Raw genomic sequence first — 21020 nt, forward strand, 5'->3', positions numbered from 1 at the left:
TAATGGAAAAGGCTCAAGCCGGCCAGTTCCAGTTATTTAATTTACTTTTGGAGAGTAGGGGAGGTTTGTCCTTGAAGGAGGCCCAGGCTCAAATCGGCCTCTCTCGCTCAACCCTCCTCAAATATCAAGAGGCACTGGCGGACTTATTTGCCCAGCGGACTAGTCAGGTTTCCTTGCGATTAGAAGATGAGATGCTTCATCTTGACTTGGGCTTGGGTAGACCGGCCCAGTCCCTCTACCAGCTCTTTTTAGAAGGTGCAATCAAGTATCAAATTTTGCTCTATCTGCTAAAGCACCAACATTTTGGTATTCAGCAGTTGGCCTTGGAACTCTTGATTAGTGAGGCTACTCTTAACCGCCATTTGGCAGGTCTGAATCAACTTTTGTCTGAGTTTGATTTAAAAATCCAGAATGGCAGTCTCAAGGGCCCTGAGTTACAAATTCGCTATTTTTACTTGCTCTTATTGGATAGTGTCTGGACCAAGGAGCAGCTAGAAGGTCACTGTCAGCATGATTTTTATGAGAAGGAAATTCTTTTGGTGGAGCATTTGGCTCGGGTTAGTCTCAATCTTCACCAGCGTAGGTTACTGCAAATCTGGTTTTATGTGACCAAGAAACGCTTGACTGTTCGAGAGCGGGAAGTTGCTGGGCTACACAATCTGTTAGCCCCTTTTCAAGACAATGTTTTTTACCAGCGGGTTCACCAGCAGACCTTACGCTATTATATGCGCTATGCCATAGAAACAGATGAGTCTGAGAGCATGAGTCTCTTTGCCTTTCTGGTTTCCTTTTTTATCCTACCCTCGGATATGATGGAGTACACCTTGGGCTTTGGCGGGCCTATTGTTGATAAGATGACCCAATCCCTACGCCTCCTGCGTCAGCTCAATCTCTTGGGGGACTATACTAGTGAACATGTGACCTATCAACTAGGACAAATCTTTGGTCAGAGCTATTTTTTTAAGGGTTATTTACTGCTGAGTGAGTCTAGCTATGTTTTGGAGCGTCTCAAGCTGGATATGAAGGAGCATCTTTTGGTCCAGCAGCTTGGGGAACAGTTCTTAAATCCCGGTCTTAGTGGGGATCAAATCCTAAAGTTAGCCTGGGACTTGGGTCAAACTCTTTATTATATGGTCGAAGAGGAGGCCCAGGGGCTGCGTTTAGGATTGGACTTTTTTGGTAATGAGATGACTCGTTATCGTCTGACTCATGCTCTGCAACTGAGCTTGGAGCACAATAGTCTAATTAGCTTAGAACCCTATGATGAGCAAAAGAGCTATGATTTGATTTTAAGCAATAAGGAGGTGCGGACCTACCCTTCTGGAGCAGCAGTCTACTACCTACAGGGGCCTTTTAATGTCAAGGACCAAGAGGCCATTCGTGCCTATCTGCAAGACTTGGGGGTAGGTCAGCCTTATTGATTATTGTCAGCTAGTTCAGAAAAAGTAGCTATTTACAGATGAGGAGGGGAGGCTGGGACAAAAGTCTGCAGCCTCAAAAATTTGTTGGGAATATGTACAAGATGCGGTAGCCGCGTCGAAGATCCTTTCGCTTTCCAGCAAGCAATAATAGATTTAAACAGTCCAGCGGGGCTGTTTAAACATCAGCCTAGAAACAAGAAAGCGGACGAAGGCTTCCTTTTCATTCTTTTGTGACAAGCTTCGCTTGCTTTATCCACTCCCTCTTCTTTTAGTATTTAGCTAGCTAGTCCCTTGCTCTGTCACAAGTCCTCTTTGGGGCCTAGAGATAGGGATTTTTGACCTTTTCTATCAAAATTTAGAAGAAAAAAGAAAAAAACGATAATTTTGGAAGCGCTTTATTTTATATACTAGTAGTGTCGTTGAGGCAAGGTCTCAAGCAATAAGATTCTTAATGGGTACTACCCAATATTTACAAGGAGGACTAACCATGTCAGAAGAAAAATATATCATGGCCATTGACCAAGGAACAACGAGTTCGCGGGCCATTATCTTTAATAAAAAAGGAGAAAAGATTGCCTCTAGTCAGAAAGAATTTCCCCAAATCTTCCCCCAAGCAGGCTGGGTAGAGCATAATGCCAACCAAATCTGGAATTCTGTCCAATCAGTAATCGCTGGCTCCTTCATCGAGAGCGGCATCAAACCAGGACAAATCGAAGCGATTGGGATTACCAACCAACGTGAAACGACGGTCGTTTGGGATAAGGAGACGGGTCTTCCTATCTACAATGCTATCGTCTGGCAGTCGCGGCAAACAGCAGCCATTGCTGACCAGCTCAAGGCTGATGGCCATGAACAAATGATTCATGAAAAGACCGGCTTAGTGGTCGATGCCTATTTCTCAGCAACCAAGATTCGCTGGATTTTAGACCAGGTTCCGGGAGCTCAGGAAAGGGCTGAAAAGGGAGAACTTCTTTTTGGGACCATTGATACTTGGCTGGTTTGGAAATTAACCGATGGAAAATCTCATGTAACCGATTATTCAAACGCTGCTCGGACCATGCTTTACAATATCAAGGAGCTTAAATGGGATCAGGAAATCATGGAGCTGCTCAATATTCCGGCAGCCATGCTACCTGAGGTCAAGTCAAATTCAGAAGTCTATGGAAAGACTGCTCCTTTCCATTTCTACGGTGGAGAAGTTCCTATTTCTGGAATGGCAGGTGACCAACAAGCGGCCCTATTTGGCCAGCTAGCCTTTGAGTCAGGTATGGTAAAAAATACCTATGGCACAGGCTCTTTCATTGTCATGAATACAGGTGAGGAAATACTCTTGTCCAAGAACAACCTACTCACTACAATTGCTTATGGCATCAATGGCAAGGTCTACTATGCCTTAGAGGGGTCTATCTTTATTGCCGGTTCAGCCATCCAATGGCTACGTGATGGTCTCCGAATGGTGGAGTCTGCACCAGAATCAGAGGGTTTGGCTCGTGCTTCTCAAAATGATGATGAGGTTTATGTAGTTCCCGCCTTTACTGGCTTAGGAGCTCCTTATTGGGACTCGAATGCTCGAGGAGCTGTCTTTGGTTTGACCCGAGGAAGCAGTAAGGAAGACTTTGTCAAGGCGACCCTCCAATCAATCGCCTACCAAGTACGTGATGTTACTGATACCATGGAAGCTGATACGGGCATCAAAATTCAATCCCTTAAGGTTGACGGTGGAGCCGCTATGAATAGCCTCTTGATGCAGTTTCAGTCAGATATTTTAGGAACTGAAATTGCTCGGGCGAAAAACCTAGAAACAACAGCCCTAGGAGCGGCCTTTCTGGCAGGTCTAGCTGTTGGCTATTGGAAGGATTTGGATGAACTCAAGGCACTTAATGAAGCTGGTGAAGTCTTTGAACCAGCTATGAATGAATCGCGTAAAGAACAACTCTACAAAGGTTGGAAAAAGGCTGTTGCCGCTGCTCAGTTCTTTGCTCAAGAAGACTAGGATAAAAAACCTCACTGCAAGAGGTTAGGAGGAAAAAAATGGAATTTTCAAAAGCAAGTCGCGCTCAAGCGCTCAAGGAATTAGGCCGAAAAGAATTGGATCTGTTGATTATCGGTGGAGGAATCACCGGTGCTGGTCTGGCCCTTCAAGCCGCTGCTTCTGGCCTAGAGACTGGTCTGATTGAAATGCAGGACTTTGCAGAAGGGACCTCGAGTCGCTCAACCAAGCTGGTCCACGGGGGCTTACGCTATCTCAAGCAGTTTGACGTAGAAGTCGTTTCAGACACCGTTTCTGAGCGGGCAGTCGTCCAGCAAATCGCTCCCCACATTCCTAAACCAGACCCTATGCTCCTGCCTGTCTATGAAGAAGAAGGGTCTACCTTTAGTCTCTTTCGTCTCAAGGTAGCCATGGACCTCTATGACCTTTTAGCCGGTGTCAACAATACCGATTTAGCTAATAAGCTCCTCAGTAAGGAAGAGGTTTTAGAACGCCTACCTCAATTGAAAAAGGAAGGTCTAGTTGGAGGCGGGGTTTATTTAGACTATCGCAATAATGATGCCCGGCTAGTAATTGAGAATATCAAGCGGGCTCATAGTGACGGGGCACATCTGGCTAGTCATGTCAAGGCAGAGGGTTTCCTCTACAATGAAGCTAGCAAGGTTATCGGAGTCCAAGCTCGCGATCTCTTGAGCAATCAAGTTCTTGACATCAAGGCCCGAGTGATTATCAATACGACTGGTCCTTGGAGCGACCGGGTAAGAAATCTAGCTGAAGGATCTAAAAAGGTACAGCAGATGCGACCAACCAAGGGGGTTCATCTGGTTGTGGACTCTAGTAAAATCAAGGTTCCCCAGCCAGTCTACTTTGACTCAGGTCTAGCAGATGGTCGAATGATTTTTGTCCTCCCTAGAGAAGAGAAAACCTACTTCGGAACGACCGATACTGACTACCAAGGTGACTTGGAAGATCCGCGCGTGACTCAGGAAGATGTAGATTACCTACTAGAGATTGTTAATAACCGCTTCCCAGAGGCCAGACTGACAGTGGCCGATATTGAGTCTAGCTGGGCAGGATTACGGCCTCTAATCGCTGGAAATTCAGCTTCAGACTATAATGGGGGAAACTCTGGTAAGATCTCGGATGCCTCCTTCAATCACTTGGTTGATACAGTTCAGGCTTATTTGAAAGAGGAACAATCGCGGGAAGATGTGGAAGAGGCAGTGAGCCGACTAGAAGGCAGCACCTCAGAGAAGGTCTTGGATCCGTCTGCTGTATCGCGAGGCTCTAGCTTAGAGAGAGACGACAACGGCCTATTGACCTTAGCGGGTGGCAAGATTACTGACTATCGCAAGATGGCCGAAGGGGCACTAGACTTAATCTTAAGTATTTTAGCTAAGGAATTTAACCGTCACTTTAAGGCGATTAACTCTAAGACCTACCCAGTCTCTGGTGGTGAGCTTAATCCGAGCAATGTCAAAGGAGAACTAGAAGCCCTAGCTCAAAAAGGCCAAGCCTATGGCTTGAGCCTAGAGGAGGCTAGCTATCTGGCCAACCTATATGGCTCAAATGTTTTAGATGTCTATGCCCTAGCAGAGGAAGTCAAAGTCAATCCAGCCCTAGGCCTAGCAGAGAGTCTTTCTCTAGCCTATGCTCTACGTCATGAAATGACCTTGCGTCCAGTAGACTTCTTGCTCCGTCGGACCAACCATATGCTCTTTATGCGGGATTCCTTGGATCAGTTAGTTGAGCCAGTTCTTGAAGAAATGGCCAGCTACTATGCTTGGAGCCAAGAAGAAAAGGCTGCCCATCTGGCTGAACTAGAGCTTGCTATCGCCAAGAATGATTTGGCCCAACTGAAAGGATAAGTCATGAAAGAAATCTTAAGTGAATTTTTAGGGACTGCCCTTCTCCTCCTATTAGGGAATGGTGTGGTAGCGGGAGTTGTCCTACCTAAAACTAAAAACCATCAATCTGGTTGGATTGTCATTACCATGGGCTGGGGCTTTGCGGTAGCCATTGCCGCCTTTGTTGCTGGAACTGCTGGCCCAGCCCATCTCAACCCAGCCTTATCAATTGCTCTAGCAGTCAAGGGAGACCTGGCTTGGGGAAGAGCTCTTACTTTTATTGTCGCCCAGTTTTCCGGGGCTATCTTGGGGCAAATCTTAGTATATCTCATGTTTAAACCTCATTATGATGTGGAAGAGGATGCGGGAAATATCTTGGGGACCTTCTCAACTGGTCCAGCCATTAAGAATCCTGTTTCTAATCTCTTGAGCGAGATTCTTGGAACCTTTGTCCTAGTTTTGACCATCATTGCTATCGGCAGTTATGACATGCAGCCTGGTCTAGGAACCCTTGCAGTCTCTGTCCTAATCATTGGTGTTGGTCTTTCACTTGGGGGGACGACCGGTTATGCCATTAACCCAGCCCGTGACTTGGGACCTCGAATTTTACACCAGCTACTTCCAATCAAGGCTAAGGGAAGTGGTGACTGGTCCTATGCTTGGATTCCAGTATTTGGCCCAATCCTAGGTGGCCTCATAGCGGTTCTCGTTTGGAGCCTCCTAAATACCTAGCTGATAAACCCAGTACATCATCAAGCATCTATCAGTCAATTCTGTTAAGGATTAGTCTGGTAGATGCTTTTCTTTTTGGCTCTTCTTCTGAGGTTTGTAGATGAAGTTCCTCTACAAGTGCTTGATTAAAGACCTACAGGAAGTTCATACGGGTCAGGAAGCCACTATTGATAGTAGGTTTCAAGTCTGGCTGGAAGGCCAGGAAGTCCTCTTACTCTCCTAGAATCTGCCTGGAGTTTGAAAACTAAGGAAAAAGAAGCCGGATTTTCCATCTATTTTCAAGAAGTTCTCATCTTTTGTCAGGGAATTATTTTTTGTCCCAAAAAAATTCGCTTTCATAACCAGTATTCTATGGAAATTGACGAACATTTCTGATAAAATAAAAGAAAAACATTCGTAAACGAGGTAGATCATGAAACTCTTGGTTATTGGTTCTGGTGGGCGAGAGCACGCCATTGCGAGAAAATTATTGGATTCACCAGCTGTTGAGCAGGTATTTGTTGCACCAGGAAATGCAGGCATGGCCTTGGACGGCTTGACCTTGGTCAATATTGCTGCTGATGACTTTGAGGGTCTCCTCAAACTAGCCCAGACAGAAGAAGTGACTTACACTTTTGTCGGACCAGACAATGCTCTGGCTGACGGGATTGTCAACTACTTTGAGGCCGAAGGTCAGGCCATTTTTGGTCCCAGTAAGGAAGCAGCAGAGCTAGAGTGGTCCAAGGATTTTGCCAAGTCCATCATGGCCAAGTACCAGATTCCAACTGCCAGCTACCAGACCTTCACAGATTATGAGGCGGCCGCAGCCTATATCAAGGAGCAGGGAGCACCCATTGTGATTAAGGCAGACGGACTGGCCTTGGGCAAGGGGGTCGTGGTTGCTGAGACAGTTGAGGAGGCCCTAGCTGCTGCCCAGGACATGCTTTTGGATAATAAATTCGGTGACTCTGGCGCGCGTGTGGTTATTGAGGAATTTTTAGAAGGGGAAGAATTCTCCCTCTTTGCCTTTGTCAATGGGCAGGACTTCTACCTCCTACCACCAGCCCAGGACCACAAAAGGGCCTTTGATGGGGATCAAGGTCCCAATACGGGTGGTATGGGTGCCTATTCTCCCCTTCCCCACCTACCGGAGGCGGCCTTTACAGAGGCGGTTGAGACCATCATCAAGCCAATCTTGGCGGCCATGGAGGCAGAAGGCCGACCCTACAAGGGGGTCCTCTATGCTGGTCTTATTTTAACCAAGACTGGACCCAAGGTTATTGAGTTCAATGCCCGCTTTGGCGATCCAGAAACCCAAATCCTCCTTCCCCGGCTCAAGAGCGACTTTGCTCTAGGAATTGAGGCCCTGCTCAAGCAAGAACCAGCTGATTTTCGCTGGCAGGAAGAAGGCATTACCCTGGGTGTTGTCGTGGCTTCTAAGGGCTATCCAGGCGCCTACCAAAAAGGAAGTGATGTTCCCGCTCCGACCCAAGGAGCCATCAAGACCTACTATGCCGGAGTGGAGCAAAAAGAGACAGGTCTTGTCGCAAACGGTGGCCGGGTCTATATGCTAGTCACTACTGCCCCTAGCGTCCAAGAGGCCCAAACCCGCCTCTACCAGGAGCTTGAGCAGCAGGAGCTAGATGGCTTCTTCTACCGGACTGACATCGGTAGCAAGGCTCTCAAGGACTAGATAGACTTGCTTTTAGCATAAAGAAAGAGGAATAAAATGACAAAAATAGGGATTATCATGGGCTCCAAGTCTGACTGGGCAACCATGCAAAAAACCGCCCAAATCTTGGACGACTTTGGCATCGCTTATGAGAAAAAGGTAGTCTCCGCCCACCGGACTCCAGACCTGATGTTTGAATATGCGGAAAAAGCCCGTAGTCGGGGTCTTGAAGTCATTATCGCAGGAGCGGGCGGTGCCGCCCACCTGCCAGGTATGGTAGCAGCTAAGACGAGTCTGCCAGTCATTGGCGTACCGGTCAAATCACGCGCCTTAAGTGGCGTCGACTCGCTCTACTCCATTGTCCAAATGCCGGGCGGTGTGCCCGTTGCCACCATGGCTATTGGCGAAGCCGGTGCTACCAATGCGGCTCTTATGGCCCTAAGAATTTTAGCGACTAATGACCAAGACTTGGCGCAAAAGTTGGCTGATTTTGCTAGAGAGCAAGGAAAGATAGCGGAGGCCTCCACAGATGAACTCAAGTAAAACAATCGGAATTATCGGAGGTGGCCAGCTAGGTCAAATGATGGCTATTTCGGCCATCTACCAAGGCCATAAGGTGATAACCTTGGATCCAGCTGCAAATTGTCCCGCCTCCAAGGTTAGCCAGGTCATTGTAGCATCTTATGATGATGAGACAGCCCTCCGCCAACTAGCCGAGCAGGCCGATGTCTTGACCTATGAATTTGAAAACGTCGATGCCGATACCCTAGACGCAGTGGCTCAATTAGCCGACCTGCCCCAAGGGACCAGGCTCTTACGCATTTCCCAAAACCGGATTGCCGAAAAAGAGTTTTTGACCCAGACTGGCGTTCACATCGCCCCCTATCGAGTTATCAAGTCTAGTACGGACTTGGCCGACTACGCTGATTTTGCCACCAAGCGGGTCCTTAAGACCGCAACCGGTGGCTATGACGGCCATGGCCAGGTAGTTATCAAGGACGAGGCTAGCCTTGATGAGGCCCGCCAGCTAGCTGACCAAACAGCCAGCCACTGCGTCCTTGAGGACTTTGTTCCCTTTGAAAAGGAAATCTCTGTCCTTATTTCAGGTAATGGGCGAGACTTTACCGTCTTTCCCCTCCAAGAGAATATCCACCGCAACAATATTCTCTCAAAAACCATTGTCCCGGCCCGTCTTTCCCCTATCTTAGCCCTGAAAGCCGAAGAAATGGCTAGAAAAATCGCCACAGAAGTCCAGCTTTCTGGTACACTATGTATAGAGATGTTTGTGACCAAGGACCAGATTTTGGTCAACGAAATCGCCCCGCGGCCTCATAATTCGGGCCATTACAGCATCGAGGCCTGCAACTTTTCCCAGTTTGACACCCATATCCTGGGAATCTTAGGCCAGGACCTGCCTCAAATCAAGCTCCATGAACCAGCCCTTATGCTCAATGTTCTGGGACAAGACTTGCCCGCGGCGGCCGCCTTTGTCAAAGAGCACCCAGAAGCCCACCTCCACCTCTATGGCAAGGAAGAAGCCAAACACAACCGCAAAATGGGGCATGTGACCTTGCTTAGTGAGGAACCAGATAAAGTGAGTTTAGACTAAATAGGAGAAACTGATGATAAAAATCATTGTTCATGCTTTCGTTGATGAGGTCGGCGTGGTGGAAGTGCTATTTGCCAGTTCCGACCACCAAAAAGTAGCCAGCAAGTTTTCCGACTACCAAGCTAGCTACCCCAACGATTACCTCGCTATCTACGACCTACCACTAGACACCGAGCTCAATCAGCTAGCCCATTACCCCTCGGTCGCGATTGAGAAGAGTGATTTTGAGTAGAAATGAAAATATTGTTAGAATTGAAAAGTAACTATAACAAAATAAGAAATAGAGATTTTTATTTTGTTACAGAGGGAACGAATAGAGTAGATATTGTTTATAGAAGAAAATTTTGGGGAGAAATTTTCCTTTGTTGTTTTATACTCTTTTTAATTGCAATGATACCGGTTGCTATAATATTTGGATCTTTTGGAAAAAATTATATAAATCAAGATTTGCTAGGATTTATATTCTATCCTATAATCTACCTAAGTTTGATTGTAATAAATTGTTTATTATTCACTTATTTGACGAGCTTATTGTATTACTTGATTCCTGTGTACGTTATGTGTAGACTTCCAAACTTCCAGAGTGATATAGCAATGTTCTTCTTTATAGTAGTAGTTATTTATATAATTTTTACAATAAGTCTCCCAATGTATTCTCTTAGAAAGGTAACCAACTCCACTCTAATATTTGGAGTACTTATTTCTATATTGTCCTCTATAGTTCTAGAGCGTGAGTTACGTCTAGAAAGCATTAGTTTTCTAATACTTACTTCTTATACAATTGGAAGCTTTATTATCAATTTAAAATTAAAATTAGGTGAGAATATAGCAAAAGAAGTGTATTTAGAAATATTAAATGGATATGAAAGTATGTCCGATGAGAAGCGCTACGAAAAATTAAGAGACTGTATATTTTACGGTGGCGATGAATGTGAAAACAGAATAATATCTAACCCCAATTTTTATAGATTTTTAAAATTACAAGAGGAGAATAGAAGGAAAGATGTTAAACAAATTAAAGCTTGGTGGACGCTTGATATTGATATTATTTCATGGATGAAAGACAAACTAATATATATAGTTAAAAGAATCATATAATTATCATCTAGAGAAATTTTGAATAGAAAGGAAAGACAATTTTGGATTGGACTAAAATATTTTTTGATAAGGATGGGATTTTTCAATGGCAAGCCATTCTTGCTATAGTTGCTGTTGGAACACCTTTGGGATATATTATAAAAAATAAGATTGAAAAAAGAAATAAAGCTAAGGAAAGAAATTTTGATGTAAAATTAGAACAATTAAATATTAAACGAAAAAAGCTTGATAAGATTTATTCGCATCTTATCAAGATAGCTGATATGTATCCTAATCAAAATCCGTATGATATATTAGAGCATTTAGTGGATTGTCCAAGATTTCATTTTGAAGGCTTTGATACGGTAAATAGAATCCTTGATATTCAGATAGAAGAATATAAAAAGCGTTTAAAGCAAAAAGGATTAAGTTATGATGTTCAAGAAGAACTGAAAATTGAAATTCGAAATAGGGAGTATTATAAAAAAGAAATAATTAAAATAAGAGACCAATATTTTCAAGCAAAAGAAGAATATGAATTATTTAAAAAAGATGAAAAATCAGATTTTGATTTGTATGCGGGACAAAAAGTTAAAAATGCTCTAGTCCATTTTGATGTATTGGTGAATAATGCTTTTATTGCTGGTACATTTCCTTTGAATATATCAGATAGGCAAAATCGAATGGATGATATACGTTGGGAGTTGAAAAATAGTATAAGAGATGATTTAGGAATGAACTATTACTAAAAAAATATAACTTTCCCAAAGGAGACCCCACATGATTAAACTGATTACCCCACGCTTTTTCAGACAGCAAAAACCGATTTTTCAGCTTGCTTACACTAGCACCGACAAGGTTAAGGTGAAAGCAAAGCTGGCGGAGCTGCAAGAGCAATTTCCGCGGGATTATTGGAGGATTGACAAGTTATCGCTAGCTAGCGATTTAGATTAGTAGTTGTTCTGCGTTTGGACTTGGTTTTAAACTTGGCCAAGGAGCAAGAGCAAGTAAAAAGCAACAAGGAGAACACATGCTAGAACGTTATTCACGCCCTGAGATGGCGAAAATTTGGAGCGAGGAAAACAAGTACCGCGCTTGGTTGGAAGTGGAAATCTTGGCGGACGAGGCTTGGGCTGAGTTGGGCGAAATTCCCAAGGAAGATGTAGCCCTGATTCGCGAGAAAGCGACTTTTGACATTGACCGCATTTTGGAAATTGAAGAGGAGACCCGCCATGATGTGGTGGCTTTCACTCGGGCAGTTTCTGAAAGTCTGGGTCAAGAGCGCAAGTGGGTCCACTACGGTCTTACCTCGACCGATGTGGTTGATACAGCCTATGGGTACCTTTATAAACAGGCCAACGACATTATTCGTGAGGACCTGCGTCGTTTTACAGAGATTGTGGCTGACAAGGCGCGTGAGCACAAGCTGACCATTATGATGGGGCGTACCCACGGGGTGCATGCGGAGCCTACAACCTTTGGTCTCAAGTTGGCTACCTGGTATAGCGAAATGAAGCGTAATATCGAGCGCTTTGAGCGGGCCGCTGCTGGTGTGGAAGCCGGAAAAATCTCTGGTGCTGTGGGAAATTTTGCTAATATCCCGCCTTTTGTGGAAAAATATGTCTGTGAAAAATTAGGCATTCGGCCTCAAGAAATCTCCACCCAAGTCCTACCGCGTGACCTCCACGCTGAGTACTTCGCAGTCTTGGCTACTATTGCTAGCTCTATTGAGCGGATGGCGACCGAGATTCGTGGTCTGCAAAAGTCCGAACAGCGCGAAGTTGAAGAGTTTTTTGCCAAGGGTCAAAAGGGCAGCTCGGCTATGCCCCACAAGCGCAATCCAATCGGATCTGAAAATATGACTGGGCTAGCTCGGGTCATTCGTGGCCACATGGTGACGGCCTTTGAAAATGTCGCCCTCTGGCACGAACGCGATATTTCCCACTCTTCTGCCGAGCGGATTATCGCTCCAGATACAACCATTCTGATTGACTACATGCTCAATCGCTTTGGTAATATTGTCAAACATCTGACCGTTTTCCCAGAAAACATGAAGCGCAATATGGGCTCTACCTTCGGCTTGATTTATAGCCAGCGTGTCATGCTTATCCTGATTGAAAAGGGCATGACTCGTGAGGAGGCCTATGACTTGGTACAGCCAAAGACGGCCTATGCCTGGGACAATCAGACTGATTTCCGTCCGCTCCTAGAAGCTGACGAGCAAGTCACCTCCCGCCTGACACCAGCAGAAATCGACGACATCTTCAATCCTATTTATTACACTAAACGGGTCGACGAAGTCTTTAAGCGTCTGGGTCTCGAATAGAAAAAATCTCCATTAAGCAAGTGGCTTAATGGAGATTTTAGTTTAAAGTCAAGTGAGTTAACAATCTATCCTTTCGATATTTGCAGGCTCTAGCCCTTCATCTTCTTTTTAAAAATCAAGATTGTCGGAAGGAAAAGTAGCAGAGTGTAGGCCAGTATCCAGACTAGCTGGGGCAAGATTTGTCCGTAATTGCTAGTCAGGCCGGCCTGAATAGCCTTGATAGCATGGGTAAAGGGCAGGAGGTTGCAGATTTTTTCAAAGGCTCCGCCGATAAGTTTTAGGGGAATGAAGGCCCCGCTTAAAAAGACAGTGGCATTGATTAGAATAGTCCCAAAACCGCTGACAGCGTTACTGCTGGGAAGGACTGTTCCCATAAAGAGGCCAAAAGCGATAAACAAGAGAGCAATGGGCAGAAGGGTCAATAAGGCGACCAGCGTTTCCAGCCCGATTTTCAAGCCGAAAAAGGCAGCGACGATAAAGCAGCAAGTTGCTTGGACAATAGCTAAAGGCAGGGCAGGAAGGGAATAGCCTAGGATATAATCCGAACTTTTCAAGGGGCTAGCAAAGAGCCGAGCCAGAAAAGAGCTACCCCTATCAGTAGCCATTAGGGTTCCGACAAACATCCCCAGCCAAGACAAGCCAAAAACAATCATGCTAGGAGCAAAGTTTTGAATCTGAAAAATGTCGGCCATTTGGCCAATTCTTTGCTTCATTAGAGACAGGGCGATAATGAGGAGAACCGGAAAACCAATGCCCATTAAGATACTAACGGGGTCTCTGGTGATTTCCTTGAGATTACGATTGGCAAAAATGCTGTATTTCATGCTAGTTCACCTTCTTCTGTATAGGCTAAAAATGCTTCTTCAAAATTCTTCTGACCAGAGGCTTTGATAATTTCTTGGGCGCTACCCAAGATTTGGATTTTACCCTTGTTCATAATGCAAATCCGATCAGCCAAGGCCTCGGCTTCTTCCAGATAATGGGTGGTTAAAATCAAGGTCGTCTTGCCCTTTAAGGCCTCAATGGTTTTCCAGAGCTCGTGGCGGGCCCGAACGTCCAGCCCCAAGGTGGGCTCGTCTAAAAAGAGGATTTTTGGTTGGCTGATGAGAGCCATGGCGATACTGAGTTTTCTCTGTATGCCACCGGACAAGGCCTTGGCTCTGTCATTTTGCCGCTCGGTCAAATCAAAGGTGGTCATCATCTCAGCCGCCTTTTCCTCGGCCTCTTTCTTGGAGTAGCCGTATAGGCGGGCGATTAAGAGGAGATTTTCTTTGACGCTTAATTTGGGGGCAACTGCCGTTTCTTGTGGAGATAGATTGATCTGGCTTTTAATCTTTTCTTCAGCCTGACCGAGGTCATAGCCCAGGATAGTCGCCTGGCCACTGCTTGGCGCAAGCAGGCAAGACAGCATTTTAATAGTTGTCGTTTTCCCAGCGCCATTTGAGCCTAGGAGGGCAAAAAATTCCCCCTCTTCAATCGTCAAATTGAGCTGATTGACAACGGTTCTTTGTCCGTAAGTCTTGGTTAAACCCTTAATATCAATTGCTTTCATGATACACCTCCACTTGGTTATGGGCTTCTTCAGAAAACTGCCAGCAGGAAAAATTTAATCGCTTTCCTTCTACCTTTATTATACTCCTTCCTAGGTAAAACTACAAATAAAAAGTAAAACTTTTCTTACTTTATCTCTAAAAAGAAAAGCAGCCCTTGAGACTGCTTTATTCGGCTTTATCTTCCTGTTTGAAAATTTGCTCAAAGACCTTTTCGTAGGCCTCGTATTTTTGGACAGCAATCCCTTGTTTGCTATCCGCCAAAAGAACCAGCGTATCGCCACTTTTGATGTCAAACATATCTCTCACTTCTTTGGGGATGACAATCTGTCCCTTAGGCCCTATTTTAACGGAGCCAATATACTTATCTTTTCCAGTTTTCATATCTTTAGTATCCATTTTTTCTCCTCCCACCTCTAAGTCTATTATACAGCCAAGTAGAGCTAAACACAAGTCAGAGACAAGAAAAAGAACAGCTACTGCCGGTGTCGTGTGATTTTCAAGCAAAATCATAGTATAATGGAGACAAAGGAGTTGTCGTATGAAGTCTAAAAAAATCTGGTTGTTGCTTATTCCTGTTGTGATTTTAGTGATTGTAGGAGGGTTTATGTTGAAGCAAAAAATGGAAGAAGAGAAGCGTAATCGTGAATACGAAGTCAGTCTTGTCAAGGCGCTGAAAAATTCCTATGCAGGGATTGAGGAAATAAGAATAAGTGATCCGTATTATACAGATAAACCGGGGTCATGGTCTTGTGATGTTGAAATGAAATTTAAAGACAATACAATTATTTCATATGGTATAAATCATAGTTTAGATGATAAGGTTAATCACGACGGAGTTGTGAAAGGAAACACAAATGCAGAAATCAATAAGCAATGGGAAATTCTTCATTCACGAGAAGGGAAGACGATAGAAAAAGTAATCGTTTATTACTCTGATAATGAGAAAGGGGAACAATAATGACATATCATTACACAGACGAAGAATTGAATTATCTCAATCGTGAAAAAATGTTTATAGTGTTAATGATGATTTTCGTCGTAGAAATAAGACATTAAAAGTTACAGAAAATCCTCAAAATAAAACAGAAACCAACATCGTCACGGCTGGTGGTCAAAAGTTCCAAGTCGTCGCTACCAAAACAGATAAGGAAACGGGTTTTGACGGTATGGCGGTTACGCCTTTATCGCTGTTCTAGTGTGATTTTCAAGCAAAATCGTAGTATAATGGAGGCAAAGGAGTTATCGTATGAAGTCTAAAAAAATCTGGTTATTTGCCATTCCAGTTGTTATTTTAGTGATTGTAGGAGGCGCTTATATGTCTAATGAGTTCAAGAAGAATTCCGAAGAAGCAAGAAATCACAAGTACGAAAAAAGTTTGGTCAAAGCTTTGAAGAATAGCTATGCGGATATTGAGGAGATAAAATTGTCTAGCCCAAATTATGCAGAAGTACCAGGAAACTGGTCATGTTTTGTTCAATTAACTTTTTCTAATGGTGAACAAGTATCTTATAATCTTTTGGGGCATACGTTAAGCACTGAACGAAATCGTTCAGCAGTTGTTTCAGAAAAAGAGGGTAATTTATTGGAGAAACATTTTGGTGAAACGAAGCATAAAGTAAAAGTTACCTATTCTAATAAGGAGGTGAGAGAAGAATGACCTATCATTATACGGATGAGCAATTAAATAATGTAAACTGGAATTACTCAGTCTATAGTGTCAATAAAACCTTTGTTAAAAACTATAATGAAAAAGCTAGAAAAAATGGCGAAAAAGAGATACAGTACATTACTCCTACTCCTCAAAATAAAAATGAGAAAAATATTATTTATACACAAGACGGTCAACGTTTCCAAGTCGTTGCTACCAAAACAGATAAGGAGACAGGCTTTGACGGCATGGCGGTAGCGCCCATTGTCAATGGCAAGCCCGACTATCAGAGTGTCGCTATTATCGCCGCAGGGACTGACCCCAATAACAAAACAGAAAATCCGGCTTGGAATGGGATTGTATCTAGAGATTTTCAAAGTGCGATAGATGGAAAATTGAGCGGTCTTTCTCCTCAGTATAAAATTTTGGATAAGTTTGTCAAAGAGGTCAAAGACGACCCTCGCTATCAAGTCACCCATTTATCTGGCTACTCGCAAGGCTCTTATGTGCTCAAAGCAGGGGCAAAGTATGGTATTCCCGTAACAACCTTTAATTCTTGGTTTAAGTATGAAAGTTTAACCAAAAAAGAAAAAGACTTTCTGACTAAACATCCCGACCTCTATCGAGATTATCGCAAAATAGATGATGAAGTGGTCAAATGGAATGACGGAAATCACCCTGGTCTTTATTATAATAAAGACCATAAATTAGACGATAGTATTAAAATTTACTGGGTGGACGGCACAAGCCACAAAATCGAGGACTGGAAGTTTGATAAGAAAACGGGTAGGGTTATCAATGAAAACGGACAGGTCTTGGCTAGTCAGTCTACACAGGCTGTTTTAGATACGGTGCGGGTCATGACCCAATTTAAGGACTTGAAAAAGAAGTTGTCAGCAGGCGGTCTTTCTCGGTCTGAGCAGATTTTTCTGGATAGTGTGCAGGGGACAGCCCTAGGCTCGGCGATTGCAGCAGCAGCTCAAATGGGAGCAGACCAGATTGCCAGCCTAGCTCAAAATTGTCAGGCACAAGCAGAGGAACTTTGGGCAGGAATTGACTTTACTAGGTATCAGCATTTGAGCCCAGCTGAGGTAGAGGCAGCCTTTGCTGCCGAAGGAGTTACCCGAGCAAGCCTTGTAGAGGAATTTCAGGTTCATAGCGAGGCTGTCAAGGATAAGGCCGCAAGTTTAGCAGGAGATTTTGCGGACTTAAGCGGTCGCTTACAGCAGGGAATGGAGCAAGTGCTTGCGACTGATCAGAAAATGGCCAGGGAGTTTCAAGTATGGAAAGACCAGATGTAGAAGCGAGAAAAAAGAAGGAACGGCAACTTTTTGAGTTGGAGGATGACTATCGTTTGGGGAAAAAGTTCTTTGAGCAAGTGCAAGAAGAGACCTATGCCGACTATTTAGAGCTTTCCCGCTTTATTGACCAAGAAGAGGACTTGAGGCTGGAGCTCTTGCATAGGAACTCGGACCTCTCACTAGGAGAAGTTTCTTTTTTGAGAGATTTGGCTGGACAGCGTTTAGAGGCCAGGGAGGTTTATCAAGCTAGGTCTAGAAGTTTGGAACAAATAGAAGACGATTATGACCGTTCCTTTAAGAAAGAGTGTAATCAACTGGAAGATGAGATAGAAAGGTTGGGCAAGACAAATGATGATAACTAGTGACGGTACCTATACAGATAAAGAGTACCAGCATGCTTTAAAGCAGCTCTACCGTAGCATGGAGCGACAACGAATTAGTTTAGAAGCTCAAGTGCTTAAGGCAAGATTAGAAGGCCTCAAGAAAACCTTCGATATAGGAAGTCAGTTTCTTGCTAGTCATATCAAGGACGATATTCAGTCTATTTCTTCCAATATGGACAAGTCCATTAAGGGGGCAATTCGGACGGAACTAGAGGCCGGAATCAAGGATAAACTGAAGCAGTATGACCATTTTGTCTAAGGGTGCTAACCCTTTTTTCTTTTTAGGCTTGAGAGGAAATCAAACACAAAAAACTAGAACCCAGCTAAGCTGGGTTCTAGTTTTTTAGCGATCGCGGTCACGAGAGATAAATTTAATCTTGTAAAAATCTCCTCGTTTGTAGGTTTCGCTATATTCCAAGATTTGGCCGGTGCTTTCTAGCTGGGTCGTCTTGAGCTGGCGAATGGCTGGAAAGTTGGGGTCAATCCCTAGTTTAGCAGCAATGGCTTGGGGTGTTGGAAAGACTAGTTCATTGATTTCTTCAAAGTGCTCATCATTCATGTGGATGTGGTAGTCAGCTTTAAAGCGACCATAGATAGAACTATAGTAGTCTAGGTCTGGATAGTTGGCATTGATATATTGTTCAGGAATATAGGACTGATGATAGATGTAGGTGATACCATTGGTCTTTCGGACGCGTTCAATCTTGTAGTAAAATTGATGGCTCTTGAGACCAAGCTTGTCTAAGAATTGCCAATCATTTCCTCGCTCAATGGATAATACTTGAACCTGGTCATTTTGGGCCGGAAAGACCTCTACATCTGAAAACTCTACGAGCTTGTGCTTACGGGCTCGCGAGACAAAGGTTCCTTTTCCTTGCTGGCGAATGATGTAGCCGTCATTGGCTAGCTCATTCAGGGCTCTGACAACAGTGATAGAACTCACATCATACATTTCAATCAATTCGGCCTCGGTATAAAACTTATCGCCATTTTCAAATTGACCCGAAATAATCTTATGCTTGAGTTCATCTTTGATATATTGATATTTAGGGATTGCCATTTATCTCACCTCGCTTTAATACCCCTTTCTATAAAATTTTACCATAATTTTAAAAAAAATGAAAAAAACTATTGACATTTTTAAATAAATTTATTATATTAACTAGTGAAAAGGTTTTCAAAATAGAAGAAGGTGATAAAGTGGCAAGATTTGAGATCAAGGATGACTTCTATTTGGATGACCAGCCATTTAAGATTTTGTCTGGGGCCATCCATTATTTTAGGATTCATCCAGAAGATTGGTATCATTCTTTATATAACCTCAAGGCCTTGGGTTTCAATACGGTCGAGACCTATATTCCCTGGAACAGGCATGAGCCTCGCAAGGGTCAGTTTGACTTTGAGGGGATGCTGGATATCGAGCGTTTTTTGCAAATTGCCCAGGATTTGGGCTTGTATGCGATTGTCCGGCCCTCGCCTTATATTTGCGCGGAATGGGAGTTTGGTGGTTTACCAGCCTGGCTCTTGGAGGAGCCCATGCGGGTGCGCTCGTCAGATCCAGCCTATCTAGCAGCGGTGGCTGGCTATTATGAGCAGTTGTTGCCCCGTCTTGCTCCCCGCCAGCTTCAGCATGGGGGCAATATTCTCATGATTCAGGTGGAAAATGAGTATGGTTCTTACGGGGAGGACAAGGCCTATCTGAGGGCTGTTAAGGACCTCTTAGTAGAGGGTGGGATAGACTGTCCCCTCTTTACCTCGGATGGACCCTGGCGAGCCACTCTTAGGGCAGGGACCCTGATTGAGGACCACGTTTTGGTGACTGGTAATTTTGGCTCCAAGGCGGCCTATAATTTCAGCCAGATGCAGGAGTTTTTCGCTGAGCATGGGAAAAAATGGCCGCTCATGTGTATGGAATTTTGGGACGGCTGGTTTAACCGCTGGAAAGAGCCTATTATTAAGCGGGACCCCAAGGAGTTGGCTCAGGCGGTTAAGGAGGTCCTAGAGCTAGGCAGTATTAACCTCTATATGTTTCATGGGGGGACCAACTTTGGTTTTATGAATGGCTGCTCGGCCAGGGGGACAATGGACCTGCCCCAGGTGACCTCTTATGACTATGATGCCCTACTTGATGAAGCGGGCAATCCGACAGCCAAGTATGAGGCGGTGAGGGAGATGCTAGCCCAGAGTTTTCCAGAATACCCACAGCTTACGCCCTTAAGAAAGGACAGTATGGAGCAGAGGGGCATTCCACTTAGCCAGAAGGTCAGTCTCTTTGCCACCTTAGATAGACTTAGCCAGCCGGTTTCCAGCCTCTATCCCTTGAGTATGGAAAAGCTGGGCCAGTCTTATGGCTATCTGCTCTATCGGACAAGGGCTGAATGGGATGCCACAGAAGAGCGTCTCAGACTGATTGATGGTAGGGACCGGGCCCAGGTCTTTGTGGACGGTCAACACTTGGCCAGCCAGTATCAGACCGAAATTGGCGAGGACATTTTTGTTTCAGGTCAGCCTCGGGAGTCCCAGCAACTTGATATTCTGATAGAAAATATGGGGCGGGTCAATTATGGCCACAAGCTCCTGAGTGATACCCAGAAAAAAGGTCTTCGGACTGGTGTCTGCAAGGACCTGCACTTCTTGCTTGACTGGCAGCACTATTCTCTAGAAGATATTGACCCAGACCAGATTGACTTTGAAGGGCAATGGCAGGCCCAACAACCCGCCTTTTATGCCTATGACTTTGAGCTTGTCGAGTGCAAGGACAGCTATCTGGATCTGTCAGGCTTTGGCAAGGGCGTTGCCTTTGTCAATGGTTTTCACATCGGTCGTTTTTGGAATGTTGGGCCGACCCTGTCGCTTTATATTCCACATGGCCTCTTGAAAAAAGGTTCTAATCGTATCGTCATTTTTGAGACGGAGGGCGAATATCAGACCCAATTAAACTTAGTAAAAAAACCTATATTTAAGGATATAGGGGGGGAAAATTTATGACAATTATTGCTAATCGCATCGATGGACGCTTGATTCATGGTCAGGTGGCCAATCTCTGGACCACTAAGCTAGGTATTTCTCGCATCATGGTGATTGATGATGAGGTAGCAGAAAATCCTATTGAAAAAAGTGGCTTAAAGCTAGCGACACCAGCTGGTGTCAAGCTTAGCGTGCTACCAGTAGCCAAGGCTGCTGAAAACATCTTGGCCGGCAAGTATGATTCACAACGTTTATTGATTGTGGCTCGAAAACCAGACCGCTTCTTACGTTTGCTGGAGGCCGGAGTGGCTCTTGATAGTCTCAATGTGGGCAATATGTCCCAGACACCAGAGACTCACTCCATTACCCGTTCGATCAATGTGGTCGATCAAGATATTCAAGTCTTCCACCAATTAGCCGAAAAAGGAGTCAAATTGACGGCCCAAATGGTGCCTAATGACCCGGTTGAAGACTTTATGAAATTACTCAAGTAGTATAAAATTTTAGGAGGACAT

23 protein-coding genes are annotated in these 21020 nt (G+C 44.4%); 19 read left to right on the forward strand and 4 right to left on the reverse strand.

Going from position 1 to position 21020, the window contains the following annotated elements; all coding sequences use genetic code 11:
• Positions 1-2: 2 nt before the first annotated feature.
• The 12 genes from C4K46_RS10155 to purB all read left to right on the forward strand — a co-directional run bounded on the left by C4K46_RS10155 (position 3) and on the right by purB (position 12653).
• Positions 3-1421 (forward strand): AcpB/EbpR/MafR family transcriptional regulator, encoded by a 1419-nt coding sequence (locus tag C4K46_RS10155; protein WP_209629120.1) that lies wholly within the window; start codon positions 3-5, stop codon positions 1419-1421.
• 487 nt (positions 1422-1908) lie between these two features.
• Positions 1909-3414 (forward strand): glycerol kinase GlpK, encoded by a 1506-nt coding sequence (gene glpK, locus C4K46_RS10160; RefSeq protein WP_209629122.1) that lies wholly within the window; start codon positions 1909-1911, stop codon positions 3412-3414.
• A 38-nt stretch (positions 3415-3452) separates the two neighbouring features.
• Positions 3453-5279 (forward strand): type 1 glycerol-3-phosphate oxidase, encoded by a 1827-nt coding sequence (gene glpO, locus C4K46_RS10165; RefSeq protein ID WP_209629124.1) that lies wholly within the window; start codon positions 3453-3455, stop codon positions 5277-5279.
• A gap of 3 nt (positions 5280-5282) precedes the next feature.
• On the forward strand, positions 5283-5990 hold the full coding sequence (locus C4K46_RS10170; RefSeq protein ID WP_209629126.1) for an MIP/aquaporin family protein: 708 nt from the start codon (positions 5283-5285) through the stop codon (positions 5988-5990).
• A gap of 412 nt (positions 5991-6402) precedes the next feature.
• Positions 6403-7662 (forward strand): phosphoribosylamine--glycine ligase, encoded by a 1260-nt coding sequence (gene purD, locus C4K46_RS10175; protein ID WP_209629128.1) that lies wholly within the window; start codon positions 6403-6405, stop codon positions 7660-7662.
• A 36-nt stretch (positions 7663-7698) separates the two neighbouring features.
• Positions 7699-8184, forward strand: a complete 486-nt coding sequence (purE, locus tag C4K46_RS10180; RefSeq protein WP_209629130.1) for a 5-(carboxyamino)imidazole ribonucleotide mutase — start codon at positions 7699-7701, stop codon at positions 8182-8184.
• Entirely contained in the window at positions 8171-9250 is a 1080-nt protein-coding gene (gene purK / locus C4K46_RS10185) for a 5-(carboxyamino)imidazole ribonucleotide synthase (RefSeq protein WP_209629132.1), read from the forward strand. Before purE ends, purK begins: the two co-directional genes overlap by 14 nt.
• Positions 9251-9263: 13 nt before the next feature.
• A complete protein-coding gene (locus C4K46_RS10190) occupies positions 9264-9482 on the forward strand; it encodes a phosphoribosylaminoimidazole carboxylase (RefSeq protein WP_209629134.1) in 219 nt (72 codons plus the stop codon).
• 2 nt (positions 9483-9484) lie between these two features.
• Positions 9485-10348 carry a hypothetical protein gene (locus C4K46_RS10195; RefSeq protein ID WP_209629136.1) on the forward strand — a complete coding sequence of 288 codons (864 nt, stop codon included), beginning with the start codon at positions 9485-9487 and terminating at the stop codon, positions 10346-10348.
• 41 nt (positions 10349-10389) lie between these two features.
• On the forward strand, positions 10390-11076 hold the full coding sequence (locus C4K46_RS10200; RefSeq protein WP_209629138.1) for a hypothetical protein: 687 nt from the start codon (positions 10390-10392) through the stop codon (positions 11074-11076).
• A 31-nt stretch (positions 11077-11107) separates the two neighbouring features.
• Positions 11108-11281, forward strand: coding sequence for a hypothetical protein (locus tag C4K46_RS10205; RefSeq protein WP_245335204.1), 174 nt, complete (start codon positions 11108-11110; stop codon positions 11279-11281).
• A gap of 76 nt (positions 11282-11357) precedes the next feature.
• Positions 11358-12653: an adenylosuccinate lyase gene (gene purB, locus C4K46_RS10210; protein WP_209629140.1), complete on the forward strand. Its 1296-nt coding sequence runs from the start codon at positions 11358-11360 to the stop codon at positions 12651-12653.
• An 89-nt stretch (positions 12654-12742) separates the two neighbouring features.
• Here purB and C4K46_RS10215 read toward each other — a convergent pair whose 3' ends face one another.
• The 3 genes from C4K46_RS10215 to C4K46_RS10225 form a co-directional block, all read right to left on the reverse strand.
• Positions 12743-13477 (reverse strand): ABC transporter permease, encoded by a 735-nt coding sequence (locus C4K46_RS10215; protein ID WP_209629141.1) that lies wholly within the window; start codon positions 13475-13477, stop codon positions 12743-12745.
• A complete protein-coding gene (locus C4K46_RS10220) occupies positions 13474-14205 on the reverse strand; it encodes an ABC transporter ATP-binding protein (RefSeq protein ID WP_209629143.1) in 732 nt (243 codons plus the stop codon). The genes C4K46_RS10215 and C4K46_RS10220 overlap by 4 nt, the downstream gene beginning before the upstream one ends.
• A 166-nt stretch (positions 14206-14371) precedes the next feature.
• On the reverse strand, positions 14372-14602 hold the full coding sequence (locus tag C4K46_RS10225) for an AbrB/MazE/SpoVT family DNA-binding domain-containing protein (protein ID WP_209629145.1): 231 nt from the start codon (positions 14600-14602) through the stop codon (positions 14372-14374).
• A 142-nt stretch (positions 14603-14744) separates the two neighbouring features.
• On the opposite strand from C4K46_RS10225, the gene C4K46_RS10230 reads away from it, so the two are divergent.
• From C4K46_RS10230 to C4K46_RS10250, 5 genes are all read left to right on the forward strand, one after another.
• Entirely contained in the window at positions 14745-15164 is a 420-nt protein-coding gene (locus C4K46_RS10230; RefSeq protein ID WP_209629147.1) for a hypothetical protein, read from the forward strand.
• Between the two features lie 288 nt (positions 15165-15452).
• Entirely contained in the window at positions 15453-15863 is a 411-nt protein-coding gene (locus tag C4K46_RS10235) for a hypothetical protein (protein WP_209629148.1), read from the forward strand.
• Entirely contained in the window at positions 15860-17155 is a 1296-nt protein-coding gene (locus C4K46_RS10240; RefSeq protein WP_209629150.1) for a hypothetical protein, read from the forward strand. Before C4K46_RS10235 ends, C4K46_RS10240 begins: the two co-directional genes overlap by 4 nt.
• On the forward strand, positions 17137-17517 hold the full coding sequence (locus tag C4K46_RS10245; RefSeq protein WP_209629152.1) for a hypothetical protein: 381 nt from the start codon (positions 17137-17139) through the stop codon (positions 17515-17517). The genes C4K46_RS10240 and C4K46_RS10245 overlap by 19 nt, the downstream gene beginning before the upstream one ends.
• The gene (locus tag C4K46_RS10250) at positions 17504-17797 is read left to right on the forward strand and encodes a hypothetical protein (protein WP_209629154.1); all 294 of its coding nucleotides are present in this window, start codon (positions 17504-17506) and stop codon (positions 17795-17797) included. Before C4K46_RS10245 ends, C4K46_RS10250 begins: the two co-directional genes overlap by 14 nt.
• 84 nt (positions 17798-17881) lie before the next feature.
• Here C4K46_RS10250 and C4K46_RS10255 read toward each other — a convergent pair whose 3' ends face one another.
• A complete protein-coding gene (locus C4K46_RS10255; RefSeq protein WP_209629156.1) occupies positions 17882-18598 on the reverse strand; it encodes a GntR family transcriptional regulator in 717 nt (238 codons plus the stop codon).
• 140 nt (positions 18599-18738) lie between these two features.
• On the opposite strand from C4K46_RS10255, the gene C4K46_RS10260 reads away from it, so the two are divergent.
• Positions 18739-20526 carry a glycoside hydrolase family 35 protein gene (locus tag C4K46_RS10260; RefSeq protein ID WP_209629158.1) on the forward strand — a complete coding sequence of 596 codons (1788 nt, stop codon included), beginning with the start codon at positions 18739-18741 and terminating at the stop codon, positions 20524-20526.
• Entirely contained in the window at positions 20523-20999 is a 477-nt protein-coding gene (locus tag C4K46_RS10265; protein WP_209629160.1) for a PTS sugar transporter subunit IIB, read from the forward strand. The genes C4K46_RS10260 and C4K46_RS10265 overlap by 4 nt, the downstream gene beginning before the upstream one ends.
• Positions 21000-21020: the final 21 nt, after the last annotated feature.

This window comes from Streptococcus oricebi, from assembly GCF_017883985.1.
GTDB classification, from domain to species: Bacteria; Bacillota; Bacilli; order Lactobacillales; family Streptococcaceae; genus Streptococcus; species Streptococcus oricebi.

Coding starts and splice junctions, on each gene's coding strand:
- C4K46_RS10190 (WP_209629134.1), top strand. CDS start 9,264: ATGATAAAAATCATTGTTCATGCTTTCGTTGATGAGGTCGGCGTGGTG.
- C4K46_RS10245 (WP_209629152.1), top strand. CDS start 17,137: ATGGAAAGACCAGATGTAGAAGCGAGAAAAAAGAAGGAACGGCAACTT.
- C4K46_RS10250 (WP_209629154.1), top strand. CDS start 17,504: ATGATGATAACTAGTGACGGTACCTATACAGATAAAGAGTACCAGCAT.
- C4K46_RS10235 (WP_209629148.1), top strand. CDS start 15,453: ATGAAGTCTAAAAAAATCTGGTTATTTGCCATTCCAGTTGTTATTTTA.
- C4K46_RS10170 (WP_209629126.1), top strand. CDS start 5,283: ATGAAAGAAATCTTAAGTGAATTTTTAGGGACTGCCCTTCTCCTCCTA.
- C4K46_RS10265 (WP_209629160.1), top strand. CDS start 20,523: ATGACAATTATTGCTAATCGCATCGATGGACGCTTGATTCATGGTCAG.
- purB (WP_209629140.1), top strand. CDS start 11,358: ATGCTAGAACGTTATTCACGCCCTGAGATGGCGAAAATTTGGAGCGAG.
- C4K46_RS10240 (WP_209629150.1), top strand. CDS start 15,860: ATGACCTATCATTATACGGATGAGCAATTAAATAATGTAAACTGGAAT.
- glpO (WP_209629124.1), top strand. CDS start 3,453: ATGGAATTTTCAAAAGCAAGTCGCGCTCAAGCGCTCAAGGAATTAGGC.
- purD (WP_209629128.1), top strand. CDS start 6,403: ATGAAACTCTTGGTTATTGGTTCTGGTGGGCGAGAGCACGCCATTGCG.
- C4K46_RS10215 (WP_209629141.1), bottom strand. CDS start 13,477: ATGAAATACAGCATTTTTGCCAATCGTAATCTCAAGGAAATCACCAGA.
- glpK (WP_209629122.1), top strand. CDS start 1,909: ATGTCAGAAGAAAAATATATCATGGCCATTGACCAAGGAACAACGAGT.
- C4K46_RS10220 (WP_209629143.1), bottom strand. CDS start 14,205: ATGAAAGCAATTGATATTAAGGGTTTAACCAAGACTTACGGACAAAGA.
- C4K46_RS10230 (WP_209629147.1), top strand. CDS start 14,745: ATGAAGTCTAAAAAAATCTGGTTGTTGCTTATTCCTGTTGTGATTTTA.
- C4K46_RS10225 (WP_209629145.1), bottom strand. CDS start 14,602: ATGGATACTAAAGATATGAAAACTGGAAAAGATAAGTATATTGGCTCC.
- C4K46_RS10255 (WP_209629156.1), bottom strand. CDS start 18,598: ATGGCAATCCCTAAATATCAATATATCAAAGATGAACTCAAGCATAAG.
- C4K46_RS10155 (WP_209629120.1), top strand. CDS start 3: ATGGAAAAGGCTCAAGCCGGCCAGTTCCAGTTATTTAATTTACTTTTG.
- C4K46_RS10205 (WP_245335204.1), top strand. CDS start 11,108: ATGATTAAACTGATTACCCCACGCTTTTTCAGACAGCAAAAACCGATT.
- C4K46_RS10195 (WP_209629136.1), top strand. CDS start 9,485: ATGAAAATATTGTTAGAATTGAAAAGTAACTATAACAAAATAAGAAAT.
- purE (WP_209629130.1), top strand. CDS start 7,699: ATGACAAAAATAGGGATTATCATGGGCTCCAAGTCTGACTGGGCAACC.
- purK (WP_209629132.1), top strand. CDS start 8,171: ATGAACTCAAGTAAAACAATCGGAATTATCGGAGGTGGCCAGCTAGGT.